Consider the following 16,650-nt stretch of genomic DNA (forward strand, 5'->3'; position numbering starts at 1 on the left):
GAAATCATGGCAAAAAAAGGAAACAGAGTTCAAGTAATCCTTGAATGTACAGAACATAAAGAAAGCGGTATGGCTGGAATGTCCAGATACATTACAACCAAAAACAAAAAGAACACTACCGAGAGATTAGAACTTAAAAAGTATAATCCTGTTCTTAAGAAATATACCGTTCATAAAGAAATCAAGTAATTTATTAAAATATAATTTACCATGGCAAAAAAAGTAGTAGCAACCCTACAAAGCGGTCAGTCTAAAAAAATGACCAAAGTGGTGAAAATGGTGAAGTCATCTAAATCAGGTGCTTACGTTTTCGAAGAAAAAGTAATGAATGCAGACGAAGTAGACGGTTATTTGAAAAAATAATCTACGCTTTATTTACAATATAAAAAACTACTCAGCTTTTGGGTAGTTTTTTTGTTATCTTTGTTAAGCAGAGACAACACAACATCCTATATAAAATCAAAATTCTGATATGAGTTGGTTTAAAAACATTTTTAAGAAAGAGGAAAAAGAAACTTTAGATAAAGGATTGGAAAAATCCAGCCAGGGATTCTTTGAAAAAATGACTAAAGCAGTAGTCGGGAAAAGCAAAGTAGATGACGAAGTATTGGATAACCTGGAAGAAGTACTCATTGCATCCGATGTGGGCGCATCCACCACCATTAAGATCATAGAAAGAATTGAAGAACGTGTTGCCAGAGATAAATATGTAAATGTAAGCGAACTGGATAAGATTCTCCGGGAGGAGATTTCAGGATTGCTGCTTGAAAATCCCCATGCCGGAACAGGAAATATAGATACTACCAAGAAACCTTATGTTATTATGGTAGTAGGGGTAAACGGTGTAGGCAAGACCACAACCATTGGGAAATTAGCCTATCAGTTTAAATCCAAAGGGAAAAAAGTGGTCCTTGGAGCTGCTGATACTTTCAGGGCTGCCGCCGTAGACCAGCTAACGATCTGGAGCGAAAGAGTGGATGTTCCGATCGTAAAGCAGGGCATGGGAGCAGACCCGGCTTCCGTTGCTTTTGACACCGTACAAAGCGCAGTCGCCCAAGATGCGGATGTAGTTATTATAGATACCGCCGGAAGGCTCCATAACAAGATAAACCTGATGAATGAGCTCTCCAAGATCAAAAGAGTAATGCAAAAGGTTATCCCCGATGCTCCCCATGAAATATTACTGGTGCTGGACGGCTCTACAGGACAAAATGCCTTTGAGCAGGCAAAACAATTTACTGCTGCTACCGAGGTTAATGCATTAGCCGTAACCAAGCTTGACGGAACAGCTAAAGGCGGCGTGGTGATCGGGATATCCGACCAGTTTCAGATCCCTGTAAAATATATCGGTGTCGGCGAAAAGATGCAGGACCTGCAATTGTTCAATGGTACGGAATTTGTTGACTCTTTTTTCAAAAAAAGATGATTTTTATCATGTTTTATTTTTAAATTAGCACGTACAAGTTCACAGATATTAACAATTAAAAAATTAAAAATTATGGGAATTCTAACATGGATTTTATTCGGTCTTATTGCAGGAGCAATTGCAAAAATGATCATGCCGGGAGATCAGGGAGGAGGCTGGCTAATGACTATCATATTAGGTATCGTAGGAGCATTCGTAGGAGGAGCCATAGGAGTTTATATCCTTAACTGGGGAGACGTAACCACTTTTTGGAATCCGAGAAGCTGGATACTGGCTATTGGGGGAGCTCTGATTGTCCTCTGGATATATGGAATGGCCACGAGAAAACGTTAGATAAAAAATAAACCCCGGATTTCAAAATAAAATCCGGGGTTTTTGTGTACAATATAATTTAGTTAATCTTTATCTGATAAGGCATTTCCATTTTTATTTCGGACTGCAATTTTTCGTTTGTGATCTGCTGTAAGATCTCATAATTGGCTTTACCTATTTTATTCCTGATAATTCTTGCTTCCACATCATCTTCATTCAAATCCTGGAAAATCTGTTCAAAAGCAGTCATTTTTCTGGGATAAGAAGCAATGCTGTAGGATTTTAATCCTGCTTTCTGTGCCGCAAACTTCACTGCATCATTTAAAGTACCCAGCTCGTCTACCAGACCGATCTGCTTGGCACGGGTTCCGCTCCATACCCTTCCCCCACCTACATTGTCGATCTGCTCAAAAGTCTGTTTTCTGTTTTGAGTCACGAAATGTACGAATCTTTTATAAGTGCCTTCCACACTTTTCGTGATCATGTTTACTCCATAAGGGCTGACCCCATTCAAAGCGGAATAATACTGAGAATTGGCATTGGTGGCAACAATATCCGAGCGTATCCCGTTTTTATTGGCAATCTCCTTATAATAAGGCATCAATCCGAAAACTCCGATAGAGCCGGTAAGGGTATTAGGCTCGGAATAAATTTTATCTGCCGCCATGGCAATATAGTATCCTCCGGAAGCAGCATAATCACCAAAAGAAACAATAAGCGGCTTTTTCTTTTTCAGCTGCTGAAGCTCAAACAGGATTTCGTCTGAGGCATTGGCACTTCCGCCAGGGGAATTGATACGGAATACAACAGCTTTCACCTTATCGTTTTCCTGAAGCTCCTTAATGTATTTAATATATTTTTCGGAGGAAATCTCATTGTAATTATCCCCGTTGTTAATAGAACCGGAAGCATACAGCACTGCCACCTTGTCTCCTGATTTCTCATCAGCAGCGTAGGAAGCAATATATTTTCTTAATGAAATTTTATTTAATTTCTCTTTTTCTTTTAAGTTTAATTTAGACTTGATCAGTTCGTCGTACTGCGCCTTCTGAATCAGCTGATCCGCAAGCCTGTATTTCAGGCTCAGTTCCGGGATCATTCCGTATAAGCTGTCTACTACGGTTCTGAACTGTGCAGTGTCTATCTTTCTTGATACTGCAATTCTTGCAGAGGTATTTTTCCAGATATCGTTTAAAAGGGTACTGAGCTGCTCTCTGTTTTCCGGAGAAATGTCATTTCTTAAGAAAGGCTCAACCGCAGACTTAAATTTTCCATGGCGGATCACTTCGATTCCTATGCCATATTTATCAGCAAAATCCTTGAAGAAGGTAACTTCCGTGGCAAGACCTTTCAGCTCGATCATCCCGGATGGGTTCAGATAATATTTATCAGCAACGGACCCCAAGTAATAAGCCCCCTGTGAAACCGAATTTCCATAGGCATATACAAACTTTCCGCTTTTCTTAAAATCTTCAAGGGCATTTCTCAAATCATCAATCTGGGTGATTCCGGCATTCAGATCATCAGCCTCTATGCTGATCCCTCTGATATTATCGTCCGTTTTCGCTTTATTAATGGCTTCAAGCGCTTCATAGATCAGTACACTCCTGCTCTGGTCATTAAAGTTGAATAAACCCATCTGCTCTTCAGTAGGGCTGTCAATAATATTGGTTTTAAGATTAATCGTAAGTATAGAATTCTTCTTTACTATTACTGATTTTTCACTCCCCATTGAACCGAATACCAGCATTATAATGAAAAAGAAGAAAAACACGACACATAATATGACAATTGCCACTATATTTGCCAGGACATTTTTAAAAAAACTTTTCATAAATCAAATCAATTTCTCAATATGTCGCATCATAAAGTCATTTTGTTACTCGGAAGCAATCTTGGAGAGAAAAAAAAGAATCTGGAAACAGCGTTGGAAAAACTCAAACAAGGGGGAAATGAAATATTAAAAATAAGTGAATTTTTAATATCTGAGCCGGTAGAATTTGCCAGTTCCAATATTTTTTGTAATATTGCAACAATAATGTTGACACATCTTTCGCCGATTCAACTGCTTGATTTTGTTAAAAGTATTGAGGCCGAGATGGGAAGATTTAACGATTCAAAGGTGTCCGGAGGCTATACAGACAGAATAATAGACATTGATATCGTTAAGTTTAATGAACTAAATTTTTTATCAGAAAGATTGGAAATCCCTCATAAGAAGCATCTTTTTGAAAGGGAATTCTCAAAAACATTATTAAAAGATTTTATTTAAACGAAACATAAAACATATTGTATGAAATTAGGTTTATTATTATTGGCCGCCTTACCTATCGCTACCTACGCGCAGGACAGTATTGCAATTAGTTCTTCTACAGAATACCCGAATACTTTTTCTTCAGGTTCTGCCAATGTTCAACCTTTCGATAATAAGGCCAGAAGGTTTAACGACTGGGCTATCTCAGTTGGTGGTGGTGCAGCATTCATGGTGCATTCCGATCTTAATTCCATTTACGATAAAAAGGTCAACTGGGGCTATAATGCTTACGTAAGTGTAGATAAACAGATTTCCCATACATTTGGTGTAAGCCTTATCTATCAAAGAGGTGAAACTACGCAGAAAGCGAAACTGGGAGGCGCAGCCGGACAGCTGGCCGGTGTTGCTGAAGCCAATACCAAATATAACCAGATTGGCTTATTAGGAGATATCAACTTCTCAAATCTTTTGAGAAGAGTGGACAACCATTCTCCTTACAGATGGGCTTTTCATGGTTACGGAGGTATCGGTGTCATGAGCTACAATACATCTCTGCATGACAATAACGAGTTCAGATGGAGCACAAGTCCTGCAAGAGTTCCTCTGTTTATTAAGCAGAAGCTGGATATCAATTCCCTTTTCTATCAGGTAGGTCTGGGATTAAAATATAACGTATCCAGATTAATCGACATTGAGGCTAGAACCATGTATATATTTAGCGGTGATGATGAATTTGACGGTGGCGGATGGGCAGGTCCTGCTGATTATGATACCAGTTCGAAAGTTTCAAAATACAATATGCTTAATGACAAGCGGTCAGATAACTTATGGACCGTTAACCTTGGTGTGTCTTTCAAAATAGGTAAACACCTGTCTCATCTGGCATGGCATGATCCTTTGCAAGAAGCCTATTATAGAACCAATGTTCTAGAAAACGCAGCAACAGACCTTGTTGTATGTGAAAAAGGAGATAATGATAATGACGGCGTTTGTGATGACTGGGACAGAGAACTGAACACTCCTGCCGGTGCAAGAGTTGACGGAGCCGGAGTTGCATTGGATATGGATCTTGACGGAGTGATTGATCTATACGATAAATGCGTGACAGTTCCAGGACCTGTAGAAAACAATGGCTGTCCTACTACCGCTACTGCTGGTAAGTAATTCAGCTATACAGAATAGGAACCATTTCTACTACTGAAATAAAAATAATCATTTAATTAACTAAATAAAAAATACACTATGAAATTAAGTTTAGCAATTGTTGCATTAGCATTGGCTGTTCCTACAGCGAGCTTTGCACAAGACTCAACGGCAGTTTCAAATGGAGAATATCCGAATACATTTTCTTCCGGCTCTGCTAACGTGTCTCCGTTTACGACACAATCAAAAAGATTCAATGATTGGGCGATCTCTATCGGTGCCGGTGTTCCTTTGATTCAATCTGCAGATTTAACATCTATAAAGAACGGTAACGGAAAAAACCTTTTTGGTTATTCTGCATATATCAGTATTGATAAAGCGATTACCCATGCTTTTGGTCTTAAATTACAATATGACAGAGGAGAGACCAGACAAGGGTGGTTCAATACCAAAGACCCTGCCCCTGCTGACGCTTCTAAATACCAACAGGTAGGAGCCAGAACCCAATACGATGCGATCTCTATCTTAGGAGACATCAATTTCTCCAACCTTTTGAGAAGAGTTGATAACCACTCTCCATACAGATGGGCATTACACGGGTATGCAGGTATTGGTACTTTAGCGTATAGAGCTTACCAGAAAGACGAAAAAGGACAAAGAATGGTAACGGAACTTAAGCCATTCAAACTTGGTTCTATGTTTGCTCAGGCTGGTGCCGGTCTTAAATTTAAGGTTAACAGAAGATTAGATATCGAAGGTAGATTGATGTACGTAATGACCGGAGATGATGAATTTGATGGCGGCGGCTACAAATACAGCGATATCAACAGACGTGAAGAACAGGTTTCTGACAACTTCTTTAACGCAACTTTAGGGATTTCTCTTAAGCTAGGAAAACACGAATCTCACCTGATGTGGCATGACCCATTACAGGAAATCTACTACAAACTGGATGTTTTAGCTAATAAAAATCAAGACATTGAAGTTTGTAAGAAAGGTGATGCTGATAATGATGGCGTTTGTGACGATTGGGATAGACAACTTGATACTCCTGCCGGTGCAAGAGTTGACGGAGCTGGTGTTGCCCTTGATACAGACCTTGACGGAGTGATCGATCTATACGATAAGTGTGTAACGGTTCCTGGACCTGTAGAAAACAATGGTTGTCCTACAACTACAACCGGGCCTGTTGTAGAAACAGAGACTAAACTGGAAGGAATTGAGTTTGATCTGGATTCAGACAGAATCTTACCATCCAACACGCCTATCCTTAATAATGCCGTAAACTATATTAACTCTTCAAACGGTTCTTATAACGTGATCGGGGCTACCGATACAAGAGCTTCTGACGCTTATAACCAAAGACTATCAGAAAGAAGAGCTAATAACGTTAAAGATTATTTGATCAAAAACGGTGTGGATTCTTCTAAGTTAAATGCTATCGGTAGAGGTGAGAAAGACCTTAAATACCCTGAGTGTAATCCTGCTACTAAATGTCCTGAATGGAAAAACAGAGCTAACCGAAGAGTATACTTTGAAGCAAAATAATCCAATTTATCTATAAATTAAGCCACGCAAGCCTGCGTGGCTTTTTTTGTCTTAATACTTTCCTTATTTTTACCCTATGATTTCTCAAAAAGACTTTCGTCGGCTAAAGTATGATACCCTGAATTTCTTTTGGGGTTATGACAGCTTCAGAGATTCACAGGAGGAAATTATAGACTCTGTCCTCAGGGAAAGAGATACTCTGGTACTCCTGCCTACAGGAGCAGGAAAATCTTTATGCTATCAGCTTCCCGCTTTACTGAAAGAAGGAACCTGCCTGGTCATATCCCCTTTGCTTGCCCTGATGAAGGACCAGGTAAACCAGTTAAAATCCAGAGGAATAGAGGCGGAATACTTATCTTCTGAACTGGACGAATATGATGCTGAAGCCATTTATGATCGCTGCAAAGAAGGCTTAACGAAATTATTATACATTTCCCCGGAAAGATTAACGAATACTCAGTTCTTACAAAATATAGAGATCATTCCGCTCTCATTTATCGCTGTGGATGAAGCGCACTGTATCTCAGAATGGGGACAGGATTTCAGGCCCAGCTATCAGAATATAAAAGAATTCAGAAGAAACAATCCGGAGATCCCTTGCCTGGCCCTGACCGCAACGGCTACCCCCAAAGTACTGGAAGAAATAAAAACGAAACTGGAACTCAAAGACCCTGAAATATTTCAGAAAAGCTTTAAAAGAGAAAACATAAGGATTTTCACTGAGGAGGTTTCCGATAAATTCCAAAGGATTTTAAATATTCTAAAGTATACCAACGAATCAGGGATCATATATGTACGCACCCGAAAAGAGGCTGAGCTTCTTACGGAGTTTTTGCATAAAAACCAATTGAAAAATGTTGATTTTTTTCACGCAGGATTAACCACCAGGGAGAAAAATATAAAACAAAGCGTCTGGAATAATAGTGATCAGCATGTTCTGGTTTCCACCAATGCCTTTGGAATGGGAATAGATAAGGATAACGTACGGTTTGTCATCCATTATTCCCCTCCCGCTTCCTTAGAAAATTATTATCAGGAAATAGGCAGGGCCGGAAGAGACGGAAAAAACAGCTTTGCTTTCCTGCTGTGGAATAAGCAGGAATTATCCAGCTTTGATCAGATCCTCAAAAACCAAATCCCCGGTAAAAGTGAGTTTTTAAGAATCATCACTTATGTCTACTCTATTTTCCAGGTTGCAGAGTTTGAACTTCCTGAAAAGGTATTCCAGCTGAATACAGCCGGCATACAGAACTTCACCAGACTATCAGCGGCAAAAATTAAAAATGTCCTGAACTTTCTGCATAATCAGGAGATCATTTTCTATAATGAAAATAAGAGCCTGTCCTCATTACAATTGCTGATACAGGCCGATGAGATAGACCAGCTGCCTCCTAAGGATTCCTATTTCATCGAGCTTCTTCTTCGTACAATTTCAGGGATTACCACTCATAAAGTGATGTTCAGCGAGCAGCAGGTGAGTAGCAAAACCGGCGTAAGCATACATCTCATAAAGGAACGCCTGAAAGAACTGCAGCAAAAAAATTACCTCGAATATGTTGACGGCGCATTATCCAGCATAAAATTTCTGAAACCTCGGGATGAAAGAACGATCAACGGAGCGTACTGGAAACTCTTTGAACATATTCAGAAAAATAAAATTCAAAAATGGGAAGAAATGAAATTTTACATAGAGAATAATGACTATTGTAAAATGAAACTTATTCTTTCCTATTTCGGAGAAAAGGACTCTAAAAATTGCAAGAAATGTTTTGTATGTGAAAAAAACAAACAATCTATTTTCGGAAAAAATATCTCAGCCCAGATCATTGATCTTTTAGCTAAAAAACCTTCAACCATTGAGGAGCTGTCTGTACAGCTAAGCTATCATTCAAAGGAAAACATTCTGGAAAATCTCATTTTTCTGCTGGATTCCGGAAAGGTGAAAATGCTGAATTTCAGAACATACACGTTAGCATAAGGATAACCGGACAACAGGTCCCGGCTCAATGAATCACAATTATTTAATTTTTAAATCAACAAAGATTATCTTTGCGCCATGAAATCATTGAAAGTAGTTTTCTTAGGTACTCCTGAGTTTGCAAAAGCTTCATTGGAGGCCATATATCAATCCGATCATAAAATCGTGGGTGTAGTGACGGTGGCTGATAAAGCAAGCGGCCGCGGCCAGAAGATCAGTCAGTCTCCCGTAAAAATTTTTGCTGCTGAACATCATATTCCCGTTTTCCAGCCTGAAAAGCTTAGAAACCCGCAGTTCCTGGAAGAGCTCAAAAAGCTGGATGCCGATGTTTTTGTAGTGGTGGCTTTCAGAATGATGCCTAAGGTTCTATTTGAAATGCCTAAAATGGGGACCTTCAATCTTCATGCTTCCCTTCTTCCGGACTACAGAGGTGCTGCTCCCATCAATTATGCCATTATCAACGGCGAAACGAAAACAGGAGCTACAACATTCTTTATCAATGAAAAAATTGATGAAGGGAACATCCTCCTGCAGGAAGAGCTGGAAATCATGCCGGATGAAAATGCGGGAAGCCTCCATGACCGGCTGATGGTAATGGGCGCAAAGCTGGTTGTAAAAACCTTAAACGGACTGGCTGAGAACTCTATTGAAGAAAAGCCCCAGCCGCAGGTTGAACATCCTAAAAATGCCTACAAGATCTTTAAGGAAGATACCAGGATTAACTGGAATGCCCCGGCCAGAACTGTTCATCAGTTCATCCTCGGAATGTCTCCTTATCCCGCAGCTTTTACTACTTTAAAACTAGGGGATGAAGAAAAAGGACTAAAAATATTCGGAGGGAGATTTGAGATTTCCGATCATGGAAAAAAGGCCGGAACTCTGGAAATTTCAAAAAATGAATTTAAGATTTACACCCAGGACGGTATTTATTATCCTTTGGAATTACAGCTGGAAGGAAAAAAAAGAATGAATGTAAAGGACTTTCTGAACGGATTCCGGAATTTCGACGAAATAAAAATGGCCTGATTTATCAGGCCATTTTTATTTCGTCGAGCACTTTATTACCAATTTTACGGATAACCCGCTTCGGCAATAAGTGATAATTTATAATTGAACCATCTCAGTAACCTCAACATCATATCCTCCAACCTGAGGCTTGATATCCGGATTCTGAGTGATAACCTTGAACTTATTGATTCCCAGGTTCTTCAATATCTGCGTTCCGATCCCGTAATCCCTGTAATTATAGGCTAATGTAGGATGCTGCTCCTGTCCGTCCTGATAATTCAAGAACTGCTGCAGCTTTCTCAGGGTGTTTTCTGAATTAGAAACATTATTAATGAAGATAATAGCACCTTTCCCGGCTTCATTCACCATATTGGTCACCTTTTCCAGCAAAGGCTTTTCACCGTTATTCAATCTTGTCAGAACATCAAAATAGGAATCAGACGACTGAACCCTTACCAGTACCGGCTCATCAACCGTCCATGCACCTTTTGTCAACGCAAAATGAATCTGATCATTGGAGGTTTCCCTGAATGCAAAGAAATCAAATTCTCCGTAATAAGTCTTGACTTTTCTTTCCTCAATCCTTTCAATAAGATTACCTTTTTTAAGCTGATAGTGGATCAGATCTTCAATAGACACGATTTTTATATCATGCTTCTGGGCGAAAGCATACAGTTCCGGTAAACGGGCCATAGTGCCATCCTCGTTCATAATCTCGCAGATCACTCCTCCTTCCTTTAATCCCGCCAGATGAGTAAGATCAATTGCTGCTTCCGTATGCCCTGCTCTTTTTAAAACACCGCCTTTTCTGGCACGAAGGGGGAAGATATGCCCCGGCCTCATAAAGTCCGTTGGTTTTGATTTTTCATCCATTAAAGCTAAGATCGTCTTTGCCCTGTCACCTGCGGAAATCCCTGTGGAAGTTCCATTTCCCAAAAGGTCGACAGACACCGTAAAAGCAGTTTCCTTAGGATCACTGCTTCGGCTTACCATGATATCCAGGCCCAGCTCATCACATCGTTTTTCCGGAAGCGGCACACAGATAAGCCCTCTCCCGTGAACAGCCATAAAATTGATGATCTCAGGGGTTGTAAGCTCTGCGGCACAAAGAAAATCTCCTTCATTTTCTCTGTCTTCATCATCTACAACTATAATTACTTTACCATTTTTAAGGTCTTCAATAGCCTCAGGAATAGTATTCAATTTAATATCAGACATTTTTACTTTTTAAATTTGTGCAAAGATACTCATAAAAATAAGCACCTTCCAATTAATATAAATGGTTTGTTAAGCTTTAAACAGGGAGTCGGCAGCTTTCCTGAAAATACTGTAGGAATCCAGCCTCTTCTGATGATCATAAATGTGAGAATTGATAATCAGCTCATCAACATTGAATTTTTCCTGGAAACTGCTTAATTTTTCCTCAACTTCGGTTTGATCACCAATAAAAGTATATCTTAATTTCTGCAATACCATGGATTTTTCCATAGGTGACCAGATTTCATCCATATCATCAACAGGTGGAGCAAAAGGCTTCCTGTCATTCCTTACAATATTGATAAATGCCTGGAACAGGGTTGTTGAAATTTTGTGAGCCTCTTCCGAAGTTTCAGCGGCAATCCCATTGACACAGGCCATTACGTAAGGTTGGTCAAGCTGTTTTGAAGGCTCAAAATGTTCCCTGTAAATTTTAAAAGCCATTTCCATCTGCTCCGGAGCGAAATGCCCGGCAAATGCATACGGAAGCCCGAGCTCCGCAGCCAGCCAGGCACTGTCTGTACTGGAACCCAGAATATAAAGAGGGATGTCCAGACCTTCTCCGGGAATCGCACGAACGAGTGCATCCGAGTTTTCTTTTGAAAAATAAGTCTGTAATTCCAGAATCTGCCTTGGAAACTGCTCATTGATGATCATCGGGTTTCTTCCCAGCGCTTTTGCCGTTAATCCGTCTGTTCCGGGAGCCCTTCCCAATCCTAAGTCTATCCTTCCGGGAAACAGTGATTCTAATGTTCCGAATTGCTCAGCAATAATCAGCGAACTATGGTTCGGGAGCATCACACCTCCCGATCCTACCCTTATTTTTTTCGTCCCATTGGCTATAAAGCCGATCAGAACGGAAGTGGCGGAGCTGGCAATGCTTTCCATATTATGGTGTTCCGCCAGCCAGAATCTTTTATAGTTTAAGTTTTCAGTATGATTAGCCAGGGACAAACTGTCCTGAAATGTATCATGAATGCTTTTTCCCTGCTTTACAGGCGCAAGGTCTAAAACAGAAATTTCAAAATTTTTCATAGTTTTAAATTTTAGGTCTGAAAAAACCAAACAAATTTAAAGGATATAAATTGTATTGGTTACTTTTTGTAATTGATAGGATTGATCGATAGTTTCATGGAAAAACTATTGAAATTGTTAGTTCGTGACAGCATGAGAGTTATCAGATATCTGGCTGCTTACCATCCAGCATAGAAATTCCAGCCGGATTCGGTGAAGGCAGTTCCGATAAATTACGATATTGAAAAAACAGCACAGGCTGCTGCTAAGAAATAAAATCAACAGTTTTGTGCCCTGCCCATGTGGTTTTTATCGGCTAAGTTTCGAGTTATTTAACCCTTTACTTTATTTTTCTGATACGTAAAGTGGTTAAGCAGAATCCTGATTTCATTAAACTCAAAGTTTCCCGGAAGCGCATTTTTCCACTCTGTGAGGGTTTCGTGGGGGTTTTTATTAAACTCGTCCTCAAAAATCCTGATTTTATCCGAAGTGATCACCCTGGAAACATCCAATAATCCCTGTTCCGCAAATTTAGCCAGGTGCCCGATCACGGTTTCCTTTACCAAACCTCTTTCCAGTGCAATTTCGGCAATGGTCTTTCCTTGCTCAAAAAGCTGAAAGGTCAGAACCTGTGACGGAACTTTTGCAATCTTCAAATTAACCTCTCCGTTGTGCTTTTCATCCAAAAGCTTTGTTTCCAGCAGGTGGATGTCTTTCAGGCTGTTCAGATATTCTTCAATATCCTCCAGCCAGGTCCTGAATTCTTCATTGTATTGTTTTAAGCCTTTCGCTCCTTTGATCTCAGCATAAAATTCTTTTAAAGGATTAAAAATTTTATCCCTTATCTCTGTAAAAAAGAAATTAACGGCCCCTTTGATTTTATTTTCAATTTCGGTCCATTCTTCCTTCTGGCTAATAAAATTATTAACCTTCTGAAAAATAATCCTTTCCAGCTTTTCAAAAATCTTTCCAAGACTGACGATTTCATGTTTCAGCTGAAGGTAAAGCTGGCTGGTTTTCACCCGGTCAATATTTTTTGTAGTCATGGAAAGTGTATTCCAGTCTTCCACCTCCTGTAAAAACCAGAGACAATCAAGAGTACGTAAAACTTTCCTTATGCTATAGTCATACTTTTCCTGATCAAGAATAGCTTCTACATGATCATTGGCAAGTGTGTCCCCCTGAAACTGTAAGATCCTGTTGTCTTTAAAAATAACATCAGGGGTAATCTGAGACTTAAGTACAATTCCTTCCAGTGTTCTGCAGCGCGAAAGCGCAACATATACCTGACCGGCGGTAAAGCTTTTCCCCGCATCGATAATCACTTTATCAAATGTCAGCCCCTGGCTCTTATGAATGGTCACTGCCCAGGCCAGCTTTACCGGAAACTGTTCAAAGCTGCCCAGAACTTCTTCTTTGATATTTTTTTCCGCATCAAGAAAATATTTTTTCTGCTCCCAGACCTCCCTTTTTACGGTGATTTCCCTTTCGCTCCCGTCGAGGATCACACGGATCTCATTTTCATCCAAAGCAGAGATCTCTCCCAATTTCCCATTAAAGTATTTTTTGTCCGGTGAAACATCATTCCGGATAAACATAATTTGTGCCCCGACCTTTAATTCCAGGAACTGCTCGTTCGGAAACTGATTTTCCTTAAATTCCCCGAAAAGCTTGGCCTCATAAGTTTTGGCTTCCAGCTTTATTCCTGCCAGTTTTTCCTGATTGATTTCATCCGCCATTTTATTGTGCGAGCACAGGTAAACATAAGATTCGTTTCCACTCTCAAAATCAGGATCGTATCTTTTATTGAGGAGGTCAAAGTCTATCTTGTCCACATCACCGTCCCGAATGGCATTCAGGATTTCAAGAAATTCCTGGTCAGACTGCCGGTAGACCTTCGTAAGTTCGATCGTGATCAAAGGAATTTCCTTAATGGCATGGCTGTCAAAGAAAAAGGGTGAATGGTAATACTGTCTTAAAACCTGCTCATCTCTTACCACGGGCGGAAGCTGATACAGGTCTCCGATGAACAGCATCTGGACTCCCCCGAACCTCTGGTTGTTCCTTCTGATAAACCGCAACGAAAAGTCCATCATATCCAGAACGTCTGCCCGCAACATGGAAACCTCATCAATGATAATGATCTCAACCTCCCTCAGAAGCTTAAGCTTGTCCTTACGGTATTTGAAATGGGGCATCAGGTCAGCGATATTATTGGCTATGCTCCCATCAATACGGTCTGTAGTAGGCAGAAATGTTCTCAACGGCAATCCGAACATGGAATGAATGGTAACACCTCCCGCATTGATGGCCGCAATTCCGGTAGGTGCCACAACAATATGCTTTTTCCTTGTTCTTTTTACAAAGTCGTTAAGAAAAGTCGTTTTCCCGGTTCCTGCCTTTCCTGTAAGAAAGACGCTTCTGTTGGTATATTCTATTAAGTCAAAAAAATGATTGTTCATCGCCTGTCAAAATTACGGAAATGAATTTGATTTTTTTGTGTTGGCATAACTTTTGAAAATTATTGATCATCAACAGAAATTATGATAAAAGTTTTATTTATAAAGATACCGGCTATAGTATTATGTACTACACTTGCCCTGATTTCCTGCAATTCAGCAAAAAATGCCAGCCTCAATTTGCCCAAGGACATTTCTGAGAGACCGGCAGATGAAAGCAGCCAGAAATATGACGAGGCCCAGCTGGATAAACTGAAAGCTTCCATCCTGTCTGAGATTGCCAAAGAAAAATGCACTGATGCCCAGGAATGGACTTTTGCTCCAATGGGTGCAAAATCCTGCGGCGGCCCTCAGATGTATATTGCCTATCCTAAAAAACTTGAAGCTACCATCCTGCCCAAAATCAACGATTATACGGAAAAGGTAAAGGCCTTCAATGAAAAATATAAAATTACATCCGATTGTATGCTGGTAGTTCCTCCCGCCGCCGTTAAATGCAGCAAGGAAAAAGCGGTGCTGGTTACGGAAACGACTACTCAATAACAGGATCTGTACACTTAATAACTTAACTCATCAGGAGTTTTTCACTAAGGATTATCATACAAAAGCCCTGTCGAAGGACAGAGCTTTTGTATTCGGTTAAGTATGATTTAACCTCTTTCTTTAACGTCTTCATTATACCATGAAGAATATTTTACATAATTGTCAGCGATCCTGTTAACTTCTCCTTCCAACAACTGGGAATTGATATCCTTGATTTTTTTTGCGGGAACCCCACCCCATACTTCTCCGGACTTGATGTGTGTCCCCTGTGTAACCACAGAGCCTGCACCTACAATAGAATTTTCCTCTACCAGACAGTCATCCATCACTATGGCCCCCATTCCTATTAAAACATTATCCTGGATAGTACAGCCGTGAACAATAGCACTATGCCCTATTGAAACATTGTTTCCGATATTCAGCGGGTGCTTCTGATAGGTACAGTGCAGCATCGCATTATCCTGGACATTGACTTTATTTCCCATTCTGATATAGTGAACATCTCCCCTTATGACGGCATTATACCAGATACTGCAATCTTCGCCCATAGTAACGTCTCCGATAACAGTTGCGGTCTCTGCCAGAAAGGTGTTTTTTCCGATTTGTGGTGTTTTGCCTAAAAGTTCTTTTATAAGTGCCATAGCTTTAATTTGATGATATTTTAAGGTGAAATTGAACGCATTTTGAAATTATCATTCCGGCATCTAACTTCTAAATTGCCGTGATAGCAAAAATCTAACTTCTATTTCCAGCTTCTAACTTCTAATTTGCGTATTTTTGTATCTCAAATTTAACGAAAAAATGCGTACTATAATTATAGAACCAACCGAAAACCCGAAAGTGATGAAATTTGTTGCGGATTATAACTTAATTCCGGGATCTTTAGAGTTGGACAGAAATTCAGATATTACGGAAATTCCTCTTGCACAGGAACTTTTTAATTATCCCTTTGTAGAAAGAATTTTCATTACCGCCAATTTTGTGGCCGTTGCCAAGCAGGATACTGTGGAATGGGAGCATGTGGCCGAAAGCCTTAAGAACGTGATTGAGGACGAGCTCTTGGCCAATCCAAGGATCTATATCCAGAAAAGAAAGGAAATGTATCAGATCTATGCGGAAATGACCCCTAATCCCAATGTAATGAAGTTTGTTTCCAGCAAACTGCTGATCGACGGTTTCGTAGAGGTAAAGTCGAGAGAAGCTGCAGACCAGGTTCCTCTGGCACAAGCCATTTTCAAAGAGTTCGACTTTGCTACGGAAGTTTTCATTTCGGATAACTTTGTGGCGGTAACAAGGAATAACTCTGTTGAATGGCATCAGGTAATGATGGCCGTTCGTGCCCTGATCGCTGAATACCTTCAGAACGGAGGTGAAATTTCCAGACTGGAACCCCAGAAACATGAGAGCCCTGTGGAAAAAATCATCAACAGGGATTATACGGAAGAAGAGCAGAAAATTTCTGATGTGCTGAACGAATATGTAGCTCCGGCAGTAGAAAATGACGGGGGGAAGATTTCACTCATGGAATATGATCAGGAACATAAAACGGCAAAAATGCTTCTACAGGGCGCATGCTCAGGATGCCCGAGCTCCACAGCAACCTTAAAGAACGGTATTGAAAATATCCTGAAGCAGTTTTTACCTGATCTGGTAGAAAAAGTAGAGGCAGTAAACGGATAGAAACCTGTTTCACTTTATTATTGATTGT

16 protein-coding genes are annotated in these 16,650 nt (G+C 40.1%); 11 read left to right on the plus strand and 5 right to left on the minus strand.

Annotated features, from left to right (window positions below; genetic code table 11):
- Positions 1–6 precede the first annotated feature (6 nt).
- The 4 genes from rpmG to ABMQ40_RS12265 all read left to right on the plus strand — a co-directional run bounded on the left by rpmG (position 7) and on the right by ABMQ40_RS12265 (position 1,759).
- Entirely contained in the window at positions 7–189 is a 183-nt protein-coding gene (gene rpmG / locus ABMQ40_RS12250) for a 50S ribosomal protein L33 (protein WP_370899987.1), read from the plus strand.
- 21 nt (positions 190–210) lie between these two features.
- Positions 211–363, plus strand: a complete 153-nt coding sequence (locus ABMQ40_RS12255; RefSeq protein WP_002976755.1) for a DUF4295 domain-containing protein — start codon at positions 211–213, stop codon at positions 361–363.
- 109 nt (positions 364–472) lie between these two features.
- Positions 473–1,426: a signal recognition particle-docking protein FtsY gene (ftsY, locus tag ABMQ40_RS12260; RefSeq protein ID WP_370899991.1), complete on the plus strand. Its 954-nt coding sequence runs from the start codon at positions 473–475 to the stop codon at positions 1,424–1,426.
- 72 nt (positions 1,427–1,498) lie between these two features.
- Positions 1,499–1,759: a GlsB/YeaQ/YmgE family stress response membrane protein gene (locus tag ABMQ40_RS12265; protein ID WP_370899993.1), complete on the plus strand. Its 261-nt coding sequence runs from the start codon at positions 1,499–1,501 to the stop codon at positions 1,757–1,759.
- Between the two features lie 58 nt (positions 1,760–1,817).
- Here ABMQ40_RS12265 and sppA read toward each other — a convergent pair whose 3' ends face one another.
- Complete coding sequence (gene sppA / locus ABMQ40_RS12270) at positions 1,818–3,572, minus strand: signal peptide peptidase SppA (protein WP_370899995.1); 1,755 nt, start codon at positions 3,570–3,572, stop codon at positions 1,818–1,820.
- Positions 3,573–3,593: 21 nt separating this feature from the next.
- On the opposite strand from sppA, the gene folK reads away from it, so the two are divergent.
- The 5 genes from folK to fmt all read left to right on the plus strand — a co-directional run bounded on the left by folK (position 3,594) and on the right by fmt (position 9,687).
- Positions 3,594–4,010, plus strand: a complete 417-nt coding sequence (gene folK, locus ABMQ40_RS12275; protein WP_370899997.1) for a 2-amino-4-hydroxy-6-hydroxymethyldihydropteridine diphosphokinase — start codon at positions 3,594–3,596, stop codon at positions 4,008–4,010.
- Between the two features lie 21 nt (positions 4,011–4,031).
- The gene (locus ABMQ40_RS12280; RefSeq protein WP_370899999.1) at positions 4,032–5,156 is read left to right on the plus strand and encodes an OmpA family protein; all 1,125 of its coding nucleotides are present in this window, start codon (positions 4,032–4,034) and stop codon (positions 5,154–5,156) included.
- Positions 5,157–5,234: 78 nt separating this feature from the next.
- Positions 5,235–6,683 (plus strand): OmpA family protein, encoded by a 1,449-nt coding sequence (locus ABMQ40_RS12285; protein ID WP_370900001.1) that lies wholly within the window; start codon positions 5,235–5,237, stop codon positions 6,681–6,683.
- A 76-nt stretch (positions 6,684–6,759) separates the two neighbouring features.
- Entirely contained in the window at positions 6,760–8,661 is a 1,902-nt protein-coding gene (locus ABMQ40_RS12290; RefSeq protein ID WP_370900003.1) for a RecQ family ATP-dependent DNA helicase, read from the plus strand.
- Between the two features lie 78 nt (positions 8,662–8,739).
- A complete protein-coding gene (gene fmt / locus ABMQ40_RS12295) occupies positions 8,740–9,687 on the plus strand; it encodes a methionyl-tRNA formyltransferase (protein WP_370900005.1) in 948 nt (315 codons plus the stop codon).
- Positions 9,688–9,765: 78 nt separating this feature from the next.
- On the opposite strand, the gene ribB is transcribed toward fmt, so the two are convergent.
- From ribB to ABMQ40_RS12310, 3 genes are all read right to left on the minus strand, one after another.
- Positions 9,766–10,887, minus strand: coding sequence for a 3,4-dihydroxy-2-butanone-4-phosphate synthase (gene ribB, locus ABMQ40_RS12300; protein WP_370900007.1), 1,122 nt, complete (start codon positions 10,885–10,887; stop codon positions 9,766–9,768).
- A gap of 69 nt (positions 10,888–10,956) precedes the next feature.
- A complete protein-coding gene (locus ABMQ40_RS12305; protein WP_370900009.1) occupies positions 10,957–11,961 on the minus strand; it encodes an LLM class flavin-dependent oxidoreductase in 1,005 nt (334 codons plus the stop codon).
- Between the two features lie 311 nt (positions 11,962–12,272).
- A complete protein-coding gene (locus tag ABMQ40_RS12310) occupies positions 12,273–14,402 on the minus strand; it encodes a helix-turn-helix domain-containing protein (RefSeq protein WP_370900011.1) in 2,130 nt (709 codons plus the stop codon).
- An 81-nt stretch (positions 14,403–14,483) separates the two neighbouring features.
- Between ABMQ40_RS12310 and ABMQ40_RS12315 the strand changes: the two genes are divergently transcribed.
- Positions 14,484–14,942, plus strand: coding sequence for a hypothetical protein (locus ABMQ40_RS12315; RefSeq protein ID WP_370900013.1), 459 nt, complete (start codon positions 14,484–14,486; stop codon positions 14,940–14,942).
- A 107-nt stretch (positions 14,943–15,049) separates the two neighbouring features.
- Here the strand turns inward: ABMQ40_RS12315 and ABMQ40_RS12320 are convergent, their stop codons facing one another.
- A complete protein-coding gene (locus ABMQ40_RS12320; RefSeq protein ID WP_370900015.1) occupies positions 15,050–15,583 on the minus strand; it encodes a gamma carbonic anhydrase family protein in 534 nt (177 codons plus the stop codon).
- A gap of 160 nt (positions 15,584–15,743) precedes the next feature.
- Here ABMQ40_RS12320 and ABMQ40_RS12325 point away from each other — a divergent pair, with 160 nt between their 5' ends.
- Positions 15,744–16,622 (plus strand): NifU family protein, encoded by an 879-nt coding sequence (locus ABMQ40_RS12325; protein ID WP_370900017.1) that lies wholly within the window; start codon positions 15,744–15,746, stop codon positions 16,620–16,622.
- Positions 16,623–16,650: the final 28 nt, after the last annotated feature.

Origin of the sequence: Chryseobacterium gossypii, assembly GCF_041361455.1 — a bacterium.
GTDB classification, from domain to species: Bacteria; Bacteroidota; Bacteroidia; order Flavobacteriales; family Weeksellaceae; genus Chryseobacterium; species Chryseobacterium gossypii.